Raw genomic sequence first — 15,407 nt, 5'->3', positions numbered from 1 at the left:
CAAATCAGGTGGTAAACGCCCGGTTGGGTGGGTGAAATGCCCCATTTATGGAGATAGCCCCCGGCCCTTTTTTATCGACCATGTTGGGTAGGGGCTTCTCGTACCCGACGGCGGTTCGACCGGCTGCGATTGACCTACCGCAACGAGCGATAGGCAATGGGGTCGATGTAAGCCGACTGCAGGTCCCGCTCCGGGATTTCCCAGATGATTTGCCTTGGCGGCGTTTCTTTGGAGGCCGGGTTGTTGAGGTAGCTGTTTGCAGCACCAGAGAACGCTCCGCCATCTTTAGCGAAGTTACCTACGGGGGCGCCCAGTGCCTGCTGCAGAAACCCTGCGAAGTTGGAGTTGCGTGAGAATGAAGTGCCGATGAGCACGGTATTGGGGAGGTCGGCATCGCCAAACAGGTCTGCCTCGGTATCAGGGCTGGCGGCTGACGCAACGGGAAGTTCGTGGGTGCGGGTCTCGGCGAGCATTTCGGGTGCGGGTTGCCATTTGAGCGGCAGCCAGTCGATGCCCGCCAGATGGACCAGGTCACCAGGTCGCACCGCGAGCGGGGCATGACTTTCGTTGAACGACCTGCGTGGCGTTGCGCTGATGTCCAGGGCCTTCAGGCGCTGCGCAATGGCCTCGGCCGCCGCCTTCGCACCGGATTCACTCCAGTGCGTATCGGTGCGCAACCAGGCACTGGCCCCCAGTGGCATCAGCGCACCGGTGAGGTCCAGATTCGACACGCCCCCCGCATCCAGCTTCGAGGTCCAGGCCAGGATGCGCCCTTCGAAAGCGGCCGGGCGGTGCAGTGCGCAACGCTGCCCGGCAGCGATGCGGCTCTTGTCTGGAACGATGACCACCAGCAGGCTGATGTCACGCTGGGAGAGCTGCTGCTTCAGATCAATCACTGCCTGGACTTTGGCATCGGCATTGCGCTGTGCCTGATGATTGACCTTGAGTTCATCGGCCAAAAACAACCAGTCAGGACAGCCCGAGCGAACCCTCGGACCCGTGTCGCGCAGGAGCAGCCAACTGACACCGCGCTCCAGCTCGGCGAAGGTCGTGGGGAGGTAAGCGTTGGACAGTTCCTTGGCGATCCGATGGGTGATATCGCCATCGAGAATCTGCGTGGCCAGCACTTTATCGGGTAGCAGCGAGATCTGCCCTGAAACGATCAGGCGGCCAGAGGACAGCAGGCCGACGACCAGGAATATCAGCAGCGCCACGCCGGCCAACCGACTGCTGCGTGTCGCCAGATCATCTGGCTGAGTGGGGGGCGGGGTGTGCTTTAAGCTCGTCATCAGAATTGGAAATACAGGAAGGGTACGGTTTCGCGACTGGCGATCAGTGCGAACGACAGCATGAAACCGGCGATGGGCCAAAGGGCGGCGGTGTAGAGCGAAAGGCCGCCCAGTTGTTTCTCACAGTAAGGGCGCAGCAGCGGTGCGACGACACCGAACACTCCCAGCAAACCCGCAAGGCCGTGCACCGGGCGCAGGGTCGTGGACAGTTCGTCACCGAGGGCGATGCCCTGCAGACCGAACTGTCCGGCATACAGGCTCAGCGCGCTATGAAAGTCGGGGGCGCGGAACAGTGTCCAGGCCAGGCACACGAACAGCAGTGTCAGGCCATGGGAAAGCACCGGCGGCACCGGGGGCAGGGAAGAGCTGTTCCAGGCACGATTCACACACAACGCAATGCCATGGGCGCTGCCCCACAGCAGATAATTCCAGCTATCGCCACCGTGCCAGAGGCCGGCGATGGCCATGATCAGAAACAGGTTGCGGTAGGTTTTCCAGGTGCCGTTGCGATTGCCGCCCAGCGAAATATACAGATAGTCGCGTAACCAGCTGGACAGCGACAGATGCCAGCGGCGCCAGAAGTCCTGGATGCTGTTGGCCAGATACGGACGATCGAAGTTCTCGGGAAAGTGAAATCCCAGCATCAGCCCCAGCCCGATGGCCATGGCACTGTAGCCGGCGAAGTCGAAGAACAGTTGCAAGGAATAGGCAAGGCAGCCGATCCAGGCGTCGGAGAAGCTGGGGTTCGGCACACTGAACGCCACGTCGACTACCGGCGACAGGGTGTCGGCCACAAGGACCTTCATGCACATCCCGACCATGAACCGGCGTGCGCCCAGCGAGAAATTCTGCAGGTTGAAGTAACGTCGATTCAGCTCACGCCGAACCCAGTCATAGCGGATGATGGGGCCGGCGACCGAATGGCCGAACATCGAAATATAGGTGGCGTAGTGAGTGAAGCTGCGTTCAACCGGCACGGTACGGCGATGCACATCCACCAGATAGGAAATCGCCTGCAAGACGATAAACGACAGCCCCGCCGGCATGATGACCCGCTGCCAGTCCGGGGGCATGGCGCCGTACCCGGTGAAGGTATCGATCAAGGTGCCCGCAACGATGTTGGCGTACTTGTACCAGCACAGCACCGCCGTGTTGAGCACGATCAGCGTCGCGAGTAGCCGCACGCGGCCCTTGCCATCTTCGCGCAAGGCGTCAATCAGCAAGCCGCCGACCCACGCCGTGATCGTCAGCACCACATGCACCGCGAGGAACCGTGGGCTCAACCAGCCATAGAACAGCCAGCTGCCGATCAGTAACGTGACGTTGCGCCAGGCGGCCGGGCACACGGCATAGGCCGCCAGGAACAGCGACAGGAACAACGTCAGAAACTCGAGAGAGGCAAAAACCATGGTGGTGGCGCGATCCGATCAGTGGGCCAGGACGTCAGTCGCGAGCAACAGGTGAGGGCCATTTGCGCCAGGCAGCAGCACAACGCTATAGCGCTCGCCAGCCTTGAGCTGGCCCAGGTCCAGCGGGGCACCGACGTTGGTTTGGGCGCAGACCAATTGCACCGACAGGTTGACCGGGTTGATCGCTCGGCGTTGCACGCTGCCGTCGGCCACCGCCTTGAACAGGTCGGCGTTCTTCCCCGCAGCGCGCAAACCGGCCTGGGTGCACGCTGGATCGGCGCTGATAAACGCCAGCGAGGCTCTCAGGCTATTGAAGTCGTCGGGTTGCTCGCGGATGACGACCTGGCGGATACCTTGAGCGCTGTCTGACAAGGCGATCACACTGGCGAATTCGCCTGCCGCCACCTGGATGTCCAGCGGCTGGCTTTTGCCGTTGCGTTCCAGGGTGCCCTTGATCGGCTGATTGGCGGGCACGGGCAGGTAGTCGGACACGGCAATCGAGCCTTCCAGTTTGAGGCTTGCGCGCGAACCTTCGGCCAGCAGCTGCAGCGGTTGGTCGGCGGCGTTGATAAAGCGCAGGAAGGCCGAGTCCTGATCCGGGCCCGTCGGGTACAGGGCAATGTCGGCGGCCTGGGCGTGCAGGCTCAGCATCAAGGGCGCGAACAGCGCCCAGCCACAGGTGGACCGGGTCATTTACCGGCTCCCGTGCTGCTGACAGTGTCGGCAGGCAGTTTGGCCAACGCGCCACCAATCGCATTGCCCCAGGATTGATAACCGGCGACGGTGAAGTGCTGCCCATCGGTGGTGATCCACTGCCCGGGTTTGGAGAACGTCAGCGAATCGATGTAGGTGCAAGGCGCCACGTTCGCGGCCAGAAACTGCGACATCAATTGGGTGCGGGCATCATTCTTCTGGTACATGCCACCGGCTTTGCCCCAGGCTGGACCCACCCAGGCGCAGCGGGTTCCGGTAGCGGCAATGGCCTTGGCCAGGCCGGTGACGCTTTGCCATGCCCAGGCCTTCGGAAACACCGGTTTGTCATAGGACGCCATGGTGTCGCCGATGACCAGTACCACCAGGTCGGGCTTGTCGGCGGCGATCAGGTCCTGGATCGGTGTGGTGGTTGCCTCGCGCCCCTTGATCATGATCTTGTCGTTGCCTTTGCGCTCGGCGCCGCAGTCGACCTTCTTGCTGATCAGCCAGTCACCGGCGCTGGCGCCGCAGGCACCGATGGAGTGGACCTGGGCGCCTTGGCGAGTCAGGTTGTCGTGCAGCGGCTCCAGCAAATGGTCCGCGAGGCTCATATGGCTCTCCCCAAGGACAAGGAGAGTCAGACCGGCAAGGGCAGAAGTGGGCATCGAAAGCTCCAGAATGATCAGTTGGAATAAGGCGAGGTGTACGGGCTGACCGGCAGGCTCATGGGGCCGCTGATCTCCTCGAACTGGTAGCGCAAGGACAGGGCTCCGCTGATTTGTTGGTAGTCGCGGGCGTTGTCCAGGCCCAGATTGGCGCCCAGCAGGAAGTTCGCAGCGACCTTGTATTCAGCCGCCGCGGCGACGCTGTAGCCGATCCCGGTTTTGTTTTGCCCTTCGTAGCGCAGGCCCGAGGCCGCCTGCTGGGCTTTGTCGGTCGGGAAATAGTCGACGCTGTCCTGCTCGAAATGCTGCACGCCGACCGAGCCCTTGACTTGATACGTCAAACGCCCGGTGCGTTGTGCCCAGGTCACCGGAATGCCCAGGGCGAAGAACGTCTGCGGGCTGAAATAGCCGCCGTGGCCGTAGGTGAAATAGTCCTGGTTGTTGGCGTAGCTGATGCCGGTCATGCTCAAACCGACGGTCAGTTTGCTGTCCGTTGCATTTTGCAGGTACCAGTACACACCGCTGCCCAGTTCACTGCGGCTGTTGGACTCGACATGGTTACCCAATAGCTGGTGCCAGGAGGCGTAGCCATAGGCGCCGACTTCGCTGTCGTCAAAGCTCAGTTGACCGCGTCCGCCGTTGGCGGTCACACCGCCCCAGGACTGCCCGCTGCGTTTGTCCGTGGTGCCGGCAAACGAGGTGAGGCTGTCAGTCACCGGACGCCGGGAAACGCTCACGCCGTAGCGGACATTAGAGGTGTCGCTGATGGGGCGATCAACGCTGATGCCGCCCGTGGCGGTGGTGTATTTGAAGCCGAGCGGGGTAGTGCCGAGATCGGCTTTGAGCCCATCCGCGGGCCGTTGAATGGCGACGGAAAGGCCGACGCCCTCGGCTTTCTGCGACCCAACGCTGCCGCTCTGCGCACCGTTGCCGAAACGCGACAGCGCCTCGCTGTTGGCACTGCCGGCGTTCAGCGAGACCGGCGTCACGCGCAGGGCGACGCGGCTCTCATCCAGCGGGATATTGATTTCCAGCGGTGTTTCAATATCGGTGAGTTTGCTCAGCCCCGACTCACTGTTGTTGCTGCGAATGCTCACGCCCTGGGTGACGTAGGCGCTGCGCTCCTGAAGGATTTTATTGAGCGCCAGTTGCGCGGGGCTGATGTCCTCGCTCACCAGTGCTGCGCGGGGCAACTGCGACTCGAATGGATTGCTCGCCTGCTGCGGCCTAGGCGGGGCATCGATGGCAAAAGGGGCGCTGCCCGGCATCTCCTGAACCGGTGGCGGGATGGCTGCCAGCAAGGTGTCGCGACTGACTTCGTTACGTGAGCCCGATACCCCGGCAAAAGGGTTGGGCGCCACCGTCGAGCCGGCCAGTTGGCCGCCCTGGCTTCTGTGTTTCTCGCTCTGTTCGATGGCCACGGCTTTGCGCAGCAGATCAGTCGCCGTGCCGGTCTTGCCCATGTTCTGGTAGAGACGTGCGGCCTCGGTCAGCGTTTGAGGGTTACCGGATTCGGTCTTGAGCAGCTGTTGCAGTGCCTGTTCGGCAAAGGCCGCGTCATGTGCCAGCACCGCCGCGTCGGCAGCACCCAGCAGTAGTTGCGGGTCGTTTGGCTGGCGCTGTAACAGCGGTTTGTAGAGTTCGAGGGCTTTTGCCGTATCGCCGTTTGCCGAGTACATCCGCGCCAGGGCCGCGACGGCCGCGCTGTCACCGGGACGTTGCGCCAGTGCGGGCGCCAGCGTGTCATAGGCGTTGGCCAGATCGCCGCGCTCACGCAGCTGGTCCGCCTGGCGGATGCGATAGAGATAGAGCAGGTCGTCGAATCGCTTGCGGGCCGGCGCGTTCAAGGGCTTGTTCTGAAGGTCGCGCAGAATCTGGTTGACCTGCGTGTCTTCTCCGGTTTTAAGCAGGACAGCGGCGTATTGCAGGATGAAGTCCGCCGAGGGCGCCGTGGTCTGTTGCAACCGTCCGCGCATGAGGGCCAGCGCACGGCCCGGCTCGCCGATGTCGACGTAGGCCGAGGCCAGGCTGGCCGTGCGGTCTGGACTGTCGTTGGCCGTCGGCTGAATGCGCTCGAGCAAGGTCAGGGCTTCCTGGCGCTGTCCGCGCTTGCCCAACTCGATCACCTGGCGAAGTTGCAGGTTGAAGCTGACGTCAGCGGCCAGCGCTTGCATGTCCGGGGTGCGCTGGTTGGGGCGCAAGCGTCCCAAGGTTGTCTGGGCGGCTTTCCACTCACCCATCTGGACCGACAGCAAGGCGCTGACGTAAAGCGCATCGGCATTGTCGGGGTGGGCCTGGAGCATGGCATCGATCAGGTCCCGAGCCTTCTGGGGTTCGCCCATCGCCAGATTCAGGCGGGCCAGGGCGAAACGCGTCCAGATGTTGTCCGGCTCAACGCGCAGCGCGTCTTGCAAGGCGTTACGCGCAGCGGGCAGGTCGTTGCGTTGTTCGGCGAGGGCGGCCAGTTGCGTCGCGCGCAAAGCTTGCAGGCGTGCGGACTGGCCGATCTTTGCCTGTCCGGTGGCGGGCAGGTTGTTGATCAGTTGCAGGGCTTCATCGTTCCTGCCGCTCTTGAGCAGCACGTTGACCAGCCCTTCCTGTGCTTGAGGGTCGTCGCGGCGCAGGCTCAGCACCTGGCGATAGTTGCGCTGGGCGTCATCGAACTGGCCCGCGCTGGCCTGAATGTCCGCCAGGGCGAGGCGAGCGTCCACCCCGTTTGGGTTGAGCCGCAGGGCCTGGTTGACCAAGTCCTGTGCCTGGGCTGTCTGGCCTTTGGCCTGGGCGTCGCGGGCCTGCTGCAACGCAGACCAGTAGTGCACTTCGTTCAGCGCAACTTGCCAGTGGCTGCCGCCCTGTTGTCGCGTGGCCTGAGCCAGGAGCTTTTCCGCTTCGGCCAGTCGGTGTTGCTGCTGGCGAACCACCCCAAGGCCACCCAGCGCATCGGCATCGTCGGGCCGGGTTTTCAAGCGCGCTTGAAAAGCCTGTTCGGCGGTGGCCTGATCGCCTTCCTTGAGCGCCTTCAGGCCGCGCGCGACTTCGGCGGGCGGTTGCCATTCCTTGCTAGCCGTCGTCGCTGCCTGTTGTTTGCCCTTGTTCATCTGTGCCCGGATTTCCACGTCATCCGGATGCGTCTTGAGGTACGCCTCGAACAACGGTACTTGTGCTGGATCGGGCGGACCGATCCAGGTCAGCGCCAGGCGCCAGCTTTCGTCGGCATCACCGGCAATGTCGGTACGTTGGGTTAGCGCGGCCAGGGCGCGGATGCCCTCGGCACGGCTGTCTTCATGGCGTACCAGATGCTTGGCGTAAAACAGCGCGACGATCGAGTCGTTGGGCATCTCACGTTGCAGGCGCTGAAATCCACCGCGTGCTTCAGCCCAGTCCGCCTGATTGAAGGCAAGGTTGTTGTAATACTCACGGCCGATCGTACCTTGAGGTGGACGGCCATCGAACAGCGAGCGAAACACCACGGTCGCCTTGTCGCGCTCACCGGCATCGACGAGGCGTCTAGCCTCTTCCAGGCGCTGCTGGTTCTGCGGTTGTGCCAGGGCGATGTCCTGCGCCAATTGCAGTGCCTGCCGCGGCAAAGGCTGGATGGCCTGCAAGCGGGCGAGGTATTGCTGCGCCTGTTGTGGCTTGTCCTGTTGCACGCCGATCAAGCCCAGGCCATAGAGTGCGTCAACCTGGGCCGGGTCCAGCAACAGGACTTTCAGCCAGACTTCCGCCGCGCGTTGAGGGTTTTTGTGCAACTGCCAGTACTGCCCTTGCTCGACGAGCAATGTCTGTGGCGTCGGACTTTGAGCGTGGGCAGCAGCGGCCGTCCATGCGCTCATGACGGCGATGGCTAGCGTGCGGTGGTGCGCGTGCATGCGGTCTCCCAGGAGAGTTTCAGCGTTCCGTCTTCCCGGAATCGATAATGTTTATCTGCCCAGCCGAGCGCGAACAGGCTGAGCATGAAGTTGTAGTAACGCGGCGGACCAACGTCGGTATCAGGCCTGGACAGCGCTTCGCGCAAGGCGACTTCCACGCGGTCTCGTTGCTGATCGGCCAACCTGGGTTGCCCCTTGGCCTGAAGGTAGGGAATCAGTGCAGCCCGGAAGCCGAAAGGGCTCTGACCCTGGACACTGCCGTGCATAACCTGGACTGTTTCCGGGGGGGAACCCGTCGCGACAGTGCTGCGGGCCATACCGTCCAGCCGTTTGAGCAGCAGCGCTGCCAGCGGTTCGGAGGTATCACTCATGCCCAGCCAGAGGTACACGCGAATGGCGTCGTAGCTGCCCGTGTCGCCGTTGACCGGGTCGCTCACGAAGACGCCCGATTGTGCTGAAGTGCCTTGATAACCGACCCAGTCCGCGATGAAACCGTGGCGGCTGGATTGGGCAATCATCGTCGCGGTGTTATCGGCAATCGCTTGCCAGGGCCCGGAGGGTGCTTCCTTGGCCAGCCGCCGTAACAGCGGCAGTGGCAGGTAGCTGGGGTTCAGGCGCCAGAGCGCGTCCGGCTGGACGAAGCCCTGTGGTCCAGGCAAAACCATTGGGCCCAGCCCTGGCAAATTGACGACCAATTGCGCCTCGATCGTCGCCATCAGTTGCAGGGCGTCCCGGTGATAGTCCGGCCGATGCCACAGGCGTGCGGCTTCGAGCAGGGCGTAGGCGATCCACAGGTCGGCGTCGGCGGCCGAATTGACGTCTTGCAGGCGCCACTGACCGTCCTTGCCTTGCCCCCATAACCAGCCCGGCAGGCGTGTGGCGGTGGCGGAGCCGGCGAGGTTGGCCGAGGTCCAGCGCCAGAGTTTGTCAAAGCGTGGCTGATCGTTGCCGATCAGTGCGAAGAACATGCCGTAGGACTGCCCTTCAGAGGTGCTGTGATTGTTCTCAAGGCTCGATTCCAGAACCCGGCCGTCGGCCTGGACGAAGCGTGTTGCATAGGTTTGCCACAGGGGCCAGGTCGGCGGCTCGCAGGATTGTGCGGCCGCCATCGCCGGCGCCAGCAGGGCGAGCGCAAGCATAGCGCTCAACCTGCGCGCGTTACCGCGCAGGCCCTGGCGACGTGAAGTACCCCGGCTGCTCATGGACGGCACAGGCATGAACGACACTGGCCCGCGCGGCTCATTGGCCAAGACGACGTTTGGCCCGTAAGCGCAGGGCCAGGTAGGCCATGGACGCAAGCAGCAGGACCCCGAGAAGCGTGAACAGCATGAGCGCCATGACGTTCTGCGAGAGGTACCACTGCAGATAGCGCAACGGACCCAGGCGCCCGACGTAGTAATCCTGCTCGGCGACCAGCGATTCGACCTGCTTGCCCTTGACCACGACCAGACTGCCTTGCAATTGCCGGGCATTTTCCTCGCTGCTGAGCAAGGCACTGGTCACGTCGGCCAGGCCGTCGGGCCTTGTGCCGGCGATAAACACCACGCTGCGCCCACTCTTGAGCGGCGATTCGAATCCGGTCAGATAAGCACTGCCGCCCTCGGCGCTGAACCTGAAGCTGCTGCGCGCTTCACGCCGATTGGTTTGCGTATCCGGGCTGATCCAGTTGCGCAGACGCAAGGGCAGGTCAGACAGTTCAAAGTACTGCGCAGCGTCTTCGCCCCTGGCCGGCAAAAGGTGCTGCCATTGATCCAGCAGCGGCTGATTGTTGCCCGAGGCGAGCACCAGCAAATCCCGGTCGCTTTGCTCGGCCACCTGGTCGGCGTGGACCACCTTCACGCCGGTGGCCGGATAACCGGTGGAGTCGCCGAAGCGGCCCAACAGGGTCAGATAGGCGCTCAGATCGGCCGGGCCTGGCTCGTTGGGCAGGATCACCGATGTTTCAGACAGGTCGGCCATGCGGGTGAACGGGAAGCCACTGTCCTTGAACACCCCGAGGTTGGGCATCGCCATGAAATGTTCGTATTGGCTGAGGTCCAGGGTCGAGTCCGGGTCGATCACACCGCGCATGTTGTCGATGATGATGTCGCGGCATTCGCCCTGTTTGATGTAGTCATACATGAAACGAAATTGCAGGCGCGATTGCAGCGCGACTGAATTGAGCGGCAACAGCATGCGCGACGTGCGGGCCAGGCTGTCGTCGGTTTTGAGCATCGACAGCAGGCTGTCGCTGTTGCCGAGTTTCTCGATCGAAGGCAGGTCGATCGACTTGATGAAAGTGTCGTTGAAACTGATCAGCAACGAAGAGTTGGTGGAGACCGGTTGCGGCGTATAGCGGTACTTCAGGTCAAGTTGTGCACCGGGCTCACGCCAGTTGAACAGGTCGGGTGGCAAGCGCAGGGCAACGGTCATTTGTCCCGGGTTATAACCCGACACATTGAGTTCTGCGGGTTTGGCCAGTTCACCCAGACGAACCGGGCGATCGGAGGGTAGCCAGTTGGGCGCGTCGTACGGTTGGCGTGGCTTGAGCGAGTCGATCCGGTCGATCACCACGCTCTGCCCGGAAAAGGCCGAGCCACCGAGGGCCAACGCGGTCGCGGCGACTTTGAGATCGGCGCCGTCGCGCCCGGAGACGATCAACAGTTTGCCCTGAGCATCATTGGGATTGCTCACGAGGGTCAATGTCGGCCCGGTGGCCTCTTTGATCGGCAAACCACTCAAGGTCGTTGACTCGCTGGCGCTGATAAACACCACCGCGTTGCCTTTGGCCGGCAGGCTGCTGAGGCTGGCTGGGAAGGTTGCGCCGCGGTAGCTGGCCAGTGCGCCGAACCAGGAAGACAGGATGCCGGCGGCCTCAAGCGCAGGATTGCTTGGGCGCGCGGCGAACACGAAGGGTAGCTTCAGGGGCGAGGCGTCTCGACGATCGAACAGAGGCTGCGGCAGAGCGGACAGGTCGTTGGGCTGTTTAATCGAGGACACCTGGAGGCTCAGCTGGCTCTCGTTGCCGATCCTGGCCCACAGGCTGGAGTGCAAAGGGTCTTCACATTGCATCGTGTAGTGACCGATGAACTGCAGGCTGAGCCGGTTGAATTCGGTGATGGTCTGCGGTGGAATCTGCACGGTCCGGGTCTGCACTTTACCGGCCTCTTCCTTCGGGAGGGGCAGGCTGGCGGCCACTTGATCGTTGATCAGCACGTTGATTTGCGAAAGATCGGCCAGCAGCGCCGGTGAGTAGCTGTACTGCAGCGTGACTTGCGCAGCCGTGACGACTTCATCGGCGCGCACATCGAAATTCACACTGTCGGTAGCCTCCACGCCTTTAAGGGTCATCGAATAGCTTTTGCCCAGCTCCTTGAGGGTGCGGGTATAGCTGTTGCCCGGGGCATCGGTCCCCGGCAGCGATGCGACTGGCATCAGCGCCGTGTCCGTGGCGCTGATTGGGGCGGCAGCACTCAAGGCAAAGCCGCTCCAGCCCGCTAGCGAGCAGGCGATCAGCATGAGTGAGCGACGAGGAAGAAAGGTCCGGCGAGTGGAAGGCTTCAAGATCGTTGCGTGTCCGCGGTGGAGTCGATAGGTGATGGAGCGACCGGGCGTTTGCGCAGTAGCGCGTGGCTGTCCTTAAGGGTTGCAACGAACAAGCGCAGGATGGCGCGCAAGCCAATGCTGCTGACCTCGCGCAACGCCGACATGGGCGCGTCGAGGCGGCCGTTACCCCAGGTGTTGGCCCAGGTGTCGGCCCGTGAAAAGGTCAGTCGCACCAGTTCACTTTGCTGGCGCAGGGTCAAAGCCTCGAATTGCACGCCCGTCACGTTGTCGTTGCTGAAGATCGTTGTTGCGGGAAAGAGGCTTGAGGGCGGTGTGCGCAGAATGCACAGCCGCACTTTCTCATCGACGCTGAGCTGAACCTGCGGTGGCAGTGCCAGGCCCACGCCGTTTTGTGAGAAGTCCTGGGTTTTGCAATCGAACGAGGTGCCGTCTTCGCGATAGACGCGCACAGGCAGATCTGCGGGCACCCTGGGTTCGGTACGCACCTGAGAGGACTCGGTGGCCACCGCCACGGCGGTGCTGACGATGATGATGTTGTACACCGTCCAGGCCAGGTTGATCAGCAGGGTCGTGACCTGGGCCGAATCACTCCCGATCAGTTTCACCACGCCAATCACCAGACCGATCATGTTCAAGGTCAGCAGGACGATGTAAGGCCGCGCGAGCTTCCAGTCGAAATAGTCCTTTTCGATGGTGCCGCCCTTGTCGGTCACGTTGAACTTGCCCAGCGAAGGGCTGATCAGGGCCAACAGTACCGGTCGCATGATGTACCAGGCCAACACCGACTCATACACTTCGTTCCAGAAGGAGTGGCGGAAGCGCCCCTGGATGGCGGAGTTGGTCAGGCTGGAATGGAAAATATGCGGCAGCACATAGACCGTGACCATCAGTGCCGAGGCATGGAAAATCTGCGCGTCGAACATCAGGTAGGCCAGGGGTGCGGTCAAGAACACCAGGCGAGGCAGGCTGTAGAAAAAGTGCATCATGGCGTTGAGATAGCAGATGCGCTGCCCCAGGTTCAGACCTTTGCCAAACAGCGGATTGTCGGTGCGAAAAATCTGCGCCATGCCCCGTGCCCAGCGTATGCGCTGGCTGATGTGTCGGGAAAGGCTTTCGGTGGCCAGGCCCGCCGCTTGTGGAATGGCGAGGTAGGCGGTGTTGAAACCACGGCGATTGAGCTTGAGCGCCGTGTGCGCATCCTCCGTCACGGTTTCGGTGGCGATGCCGCCGACTTCCAGCAAGTGAGTGCGCCGGATGACCGCGCAGGAGCCACAGAAGAATGCCGCGTTCCACAGGTCGTTGCCGTCCTGCACCAGGCCGTAGAACAGTTCACCTTCGTTGGGTACCGAGCGAAAGGTATCGAGGTTCTTTTCGAACGGATCCGGTGAATAGAAAAAGTGCGGCGTTTGCAGCAACGCCAGGTTCGGGTCCTTTAAGAACCAGCCCATGGTGATCTGCAGGAAGGAGCGGGTGGGCACGTGGTCGGCGTCGAATATGGCGATGAATTCGCCATCGGTGACCTTGAGTGCCTCGTTGAGGTTGCCGGCCTTGGCATGTTGATTGTTGTCGCGGGTGATGTAGTTGACACCAATCTGCTCACAGAAAACCTTGAATTCCTCCCGGCGTCCGTCATCGAGCATGTGCACCCGCAGTTTGCCCTCGGGCCAGTCGATGGCCTGAGCCGCAAGCACTACCAGTTTGACGATGCCCAACGCTTCGTTGTAGGTGGGGATGAAGACATCTACCGTCGGCCATTGCGCGGGCGGTTGTTGCAGAAACTGCGGTGTGCGGTGCAGCGGCCAGGCGGTCTGTACATAGCCGAAGATGAGGACGAGCAAGGCATACAGTTCGGCCAGCACCAGCCCGTAGCCAAATACGGCATCCTGCCAGTTGTCGAAGCCCAGGGTGTCGGTCAGGCGCCAGTACATGTAGCGCAGCGAAGCGATCAGCGAGAGGGTGATCAGGGTCAGGATCGCCAGACGCCCGGCTTGCTTGCGAATGATCAGGCTGGCGGCAAAACAGACGGCGGCAAACGCGGCCTGGGAATACAGGTTCAGCGGCGCAGTGAGGATACCCAGCACCAACAATGCAGCGATCAGCCCGGCCGAGATCTTCAGGCCTTGGCGCCAACGCAGGGGCCAGCGACTGACGCGAGCCTGGAAAGAATCCAGTAGCTGCTGCAACCACCATGTCTTTGCAGGCAGCTGATTGAGCCGGGCGGTCATGGCGTGTCCTGCTGACTTGAAGCATCCGCCCAAAGCAGGGCATGGACCGCGCCTGACAACGAAAGAATGTCCTGACAGCCAATGCTCTCAGGTGCGTACTGCAACAGGTCCCGACCATAGGCCAGCGACTCGTTGAACTGGTGGTCGAGGCGAACCGTCCCGATCAGGTTGGCACCGAGCCGCCGCCGAAACAGCACGCCCATGTCCCTGCAGAACGAACGCGAGTCATCCCGTTGATTGAGCACATACCGTTGTTGCTGTGCGCGTCGTCGGCTGGTTTCCAGCCACTGGGTCATGGTGTCCAGTGCCAGGTAGGAGGCCGCGTCGGCCACTGTCATCACCAGCACCAGATCGGCTGCATCGAGTGCCTGTTGCGAATAGACGGTCGCACCTGAAGGCGTGTCCAGGATCACGGTATCGTTTTCGCTGAGGTCCATTGACGCAAGGTGCTGATTCAACCAGTCAGAGTCTTCAAGCATCAATTGCTTGAGCAATCGGCGATCGTTCACCTCGCCAGTGCCGAAGGGCAGGCACTCGCTGTCGCCAAAGCCCGGCAGGCGATGGGCGCCCCAGTCTGCGTCCTGCTCTTTGAGCTGGAGCAGCCCGGGAACCTGCCTGGTGATACCCAAGTGGCTGGACAGCGCGTTCTGAGGGTCCAGATCAATTGCGATGGTTCGTCCGCCAGGGCGCCGAAGTGTTTTTGCGAGGCCAGCGGCGACGGTGCTTTTACCCACCCCACCATTCGCCGAAACGATAGCGATGACCTTCGCCCTGGTTCGCTTGCCAGTCGTTTCTGGCAGACCGTCTCGACGAACCTGTTTGAGTTCACGCAACAGGTCGCTCAATCGCTGACGGTCACCCGTAGTAGAACTCGCAGGTGGCTCGGTCAGGGAAGAGGATTTTGGCGAAGGTAGCGAGAGGGCAGCATTCTTCACGGGCTCGACCGGCGCGCCAATCAATAAAGCAGGCTGTGGCTCGTCCAGTAGAAACACGGGGGGCGTTGGTGTTGGGGGAGGCAATGCCACTGACGGCTCTGGCTCAGCCAGTGCAGGTGTAACCGGGTCGTCTTTGAAGTCTTTATAGTTCGGTTGTATTTCCTGGTAGCTTTCCGCATTGGCGCCAAAACGTGTAAAAAGTTTCGTAATGTCGTCTACATATTTCATGCGTTGTACCAGGAATGAAATAGCTCAGGAACTCAGCATTCCATTAACTTGACAAAGTTGATGCGTAGTCTGGATGTTGGCAGAGTGCCACTAATCTAGGGTGCCTGCGTCCCGGTGTCAACGAATGTTATAAGAAGTCAGTGATGCTTGTTGGTGTTGGGTTGGGTGTTATTAAGGCGTTGCGTTATTCGTGGGAAGTGTGCGTCTTGGAGTGCACCCAATAATTACTGTTCAATGAGGTGTAATGTGATAATGGGTATATTGACGCGGTAGGGTGAGAGTGTTGATCGTCTTCGATGGTTTGATGCCGGTTTATATATTTAAAGAAGTTGACTGATATATTTTAAGGAATAGTGGCGGTTTCAAAACGCCTTATCAAGCGACCCATTTGAAAATCGGACATGGCGATTCCTGGCCCACCGTTCACCGGCTGGCTCAATGTTAATTTTGTTCAGGGTTGTGTTCGAGACACTTGGCGCTGCGCTGGGTAAAGTCATGATCGCTCGCCCGGCCTGGTGTGTTTCAGACGGATTACTGAATGGCCAGCA

9 protein-coding genes are annotated in these 15,407 nt (G+C 61.5%); all 9 read right to left on the bottom strand.

Features of this window, described 5'->3' with window-relative positions:
* Positions 1-134 precede the first annotated feature (134 nt).
* Genes C8K63_RS26235 through bcsQ form a run of 9 tightly spaced genes read right to left on the bottom strand, consistent with a single transcriptional unit; the run spans position 135 to position 14,859 of the window.
* A complete protein-coding gene (locus tag C8K63_RS26235) occupies positions 135-1,289 on the bottom strand; it encodes a cell division protein FtsQ (protein ID WP_108219325.1) in 1,155 nt (384 codons plus the stop codon).
* A complete protein-coding gene (locus tag C8K63_RS26230) occupies positions 1,289-2,698 on the bottom strand; it encodes an MBOAT family protein (RefSeq protein WP_108219324.1) in 1,410 nt (469 codons plus the stop codon). Before C8K63_RS26230 ends, C8K63_RS26235 begins: the two co-directional genes overlap by 1 nt.
* Positions 2,699-2,716: 18 nt before the next feature.
* Complete coding sequence (locus C8K63_RS26225) at positions 2,717-3,391, bottom strand: alginate O-acetyltransferase AlgF (protein ID WP_108219323.1); 675 nt, start codon at positions 3,389-3,391, stop codon at positions 2,717-2,719.
* Positions 3,388-4,056, bottom strand: coding sequence for an SGNH/GDSL hydrolase family protein (locus C8K63_RS26220; RefSeq protein WP_108219322.1), 669 nt, complete (start codon positions 4,054-4,056; stop codon positions 3,388-3,390). Before C8K63_RS26220 ends, C8K63_RS26225 begins: the two co-directional genes overlap by 4 nt.
* Before the next feature lie 17 nt (positions 4,057-4,073).
* Entirely contained in the window at positions 4,074-7,925 is a 3,852-nt protein-coding gene (locus tag C8K63_RS26215) for a cellulose biosynthesis protein BcsC (RefSeq protein WP_108219321.1), read from the bottom strand.
* Complete coding sequence (bcsZ, locus tag C8K63_RS26210; RefSeq protein ID WP_108219320.1) at positions 7,901-9,142, bottom strand: cellulose synthase complex periplasmic endoglucanase BcsZ; 1,242 nt, start codon at positions 9,140-9,142, stop codon at positions 7,901-7,903. Before bcsZ ends, C8K63_RS26215 begins: the two co-directional genes overlap by 25 nt.
* A gap of 22 nt (positions 9,143-9,164) precedes the next feature.
* Positions 9,165-11,468 carry a cellulose biosynthesis cyclic di-GMP-binding regulatory protein BcsB gene (gene bcsB, locus C8K63_RS26205; RefSeq protein WP_371920810.1) on the bottom strand — a complete coding sequence of 768 codons (2,304 nt, stop codon included), beginning with the start codon at positions 11,466-11,468 and terminating at the stop codon, positions 9,165-9,167.
* Positions 11,465-13,696 (bottom strand): UDP-forming cellulose synthase catalytic subunit, encoded by a 2,232-nt coding sequence (gene bcsA / locus C8K63_RS26200; protein ID WP_108219318.1) that lies wholly within the window; start codon positions 13,694-13,696, stop codon positions 11,465-11,467. Before bcsA ends, bcsB begins: the two co-directional genes overlap by 4 nt.
* On the bottom strand, positions 13,693-14,859 hold the full coding sequence (bcsQ, locus tag C8K63_RS26195) for a cellulose biosynthesis protein BcsQ (RefSeq protein WP_108219317.1): 1,167 nt from the start codon (positions 14,857-14,859) through the stop codon (positions 13,693-13,695). The genes bcsA and bcsQ overlap by 4 nt, the downstream gene beginning before the upstream one ends.
* Positions 14,860-15,407: the final 548 nt, after the last annotated feature.

Source organism: Pseudomonas sp. GV085 (assembly GCF_003050925.1).
Lineage (GTDB): Bacteria > Pseudomonadota > Gammaproteobacteria > Pseudomonadales > Pseudomonadaceae > Aquipseudomonas.
This window is presented reverse-complemented; position numbering and strand designations above follow the sequence as displayed.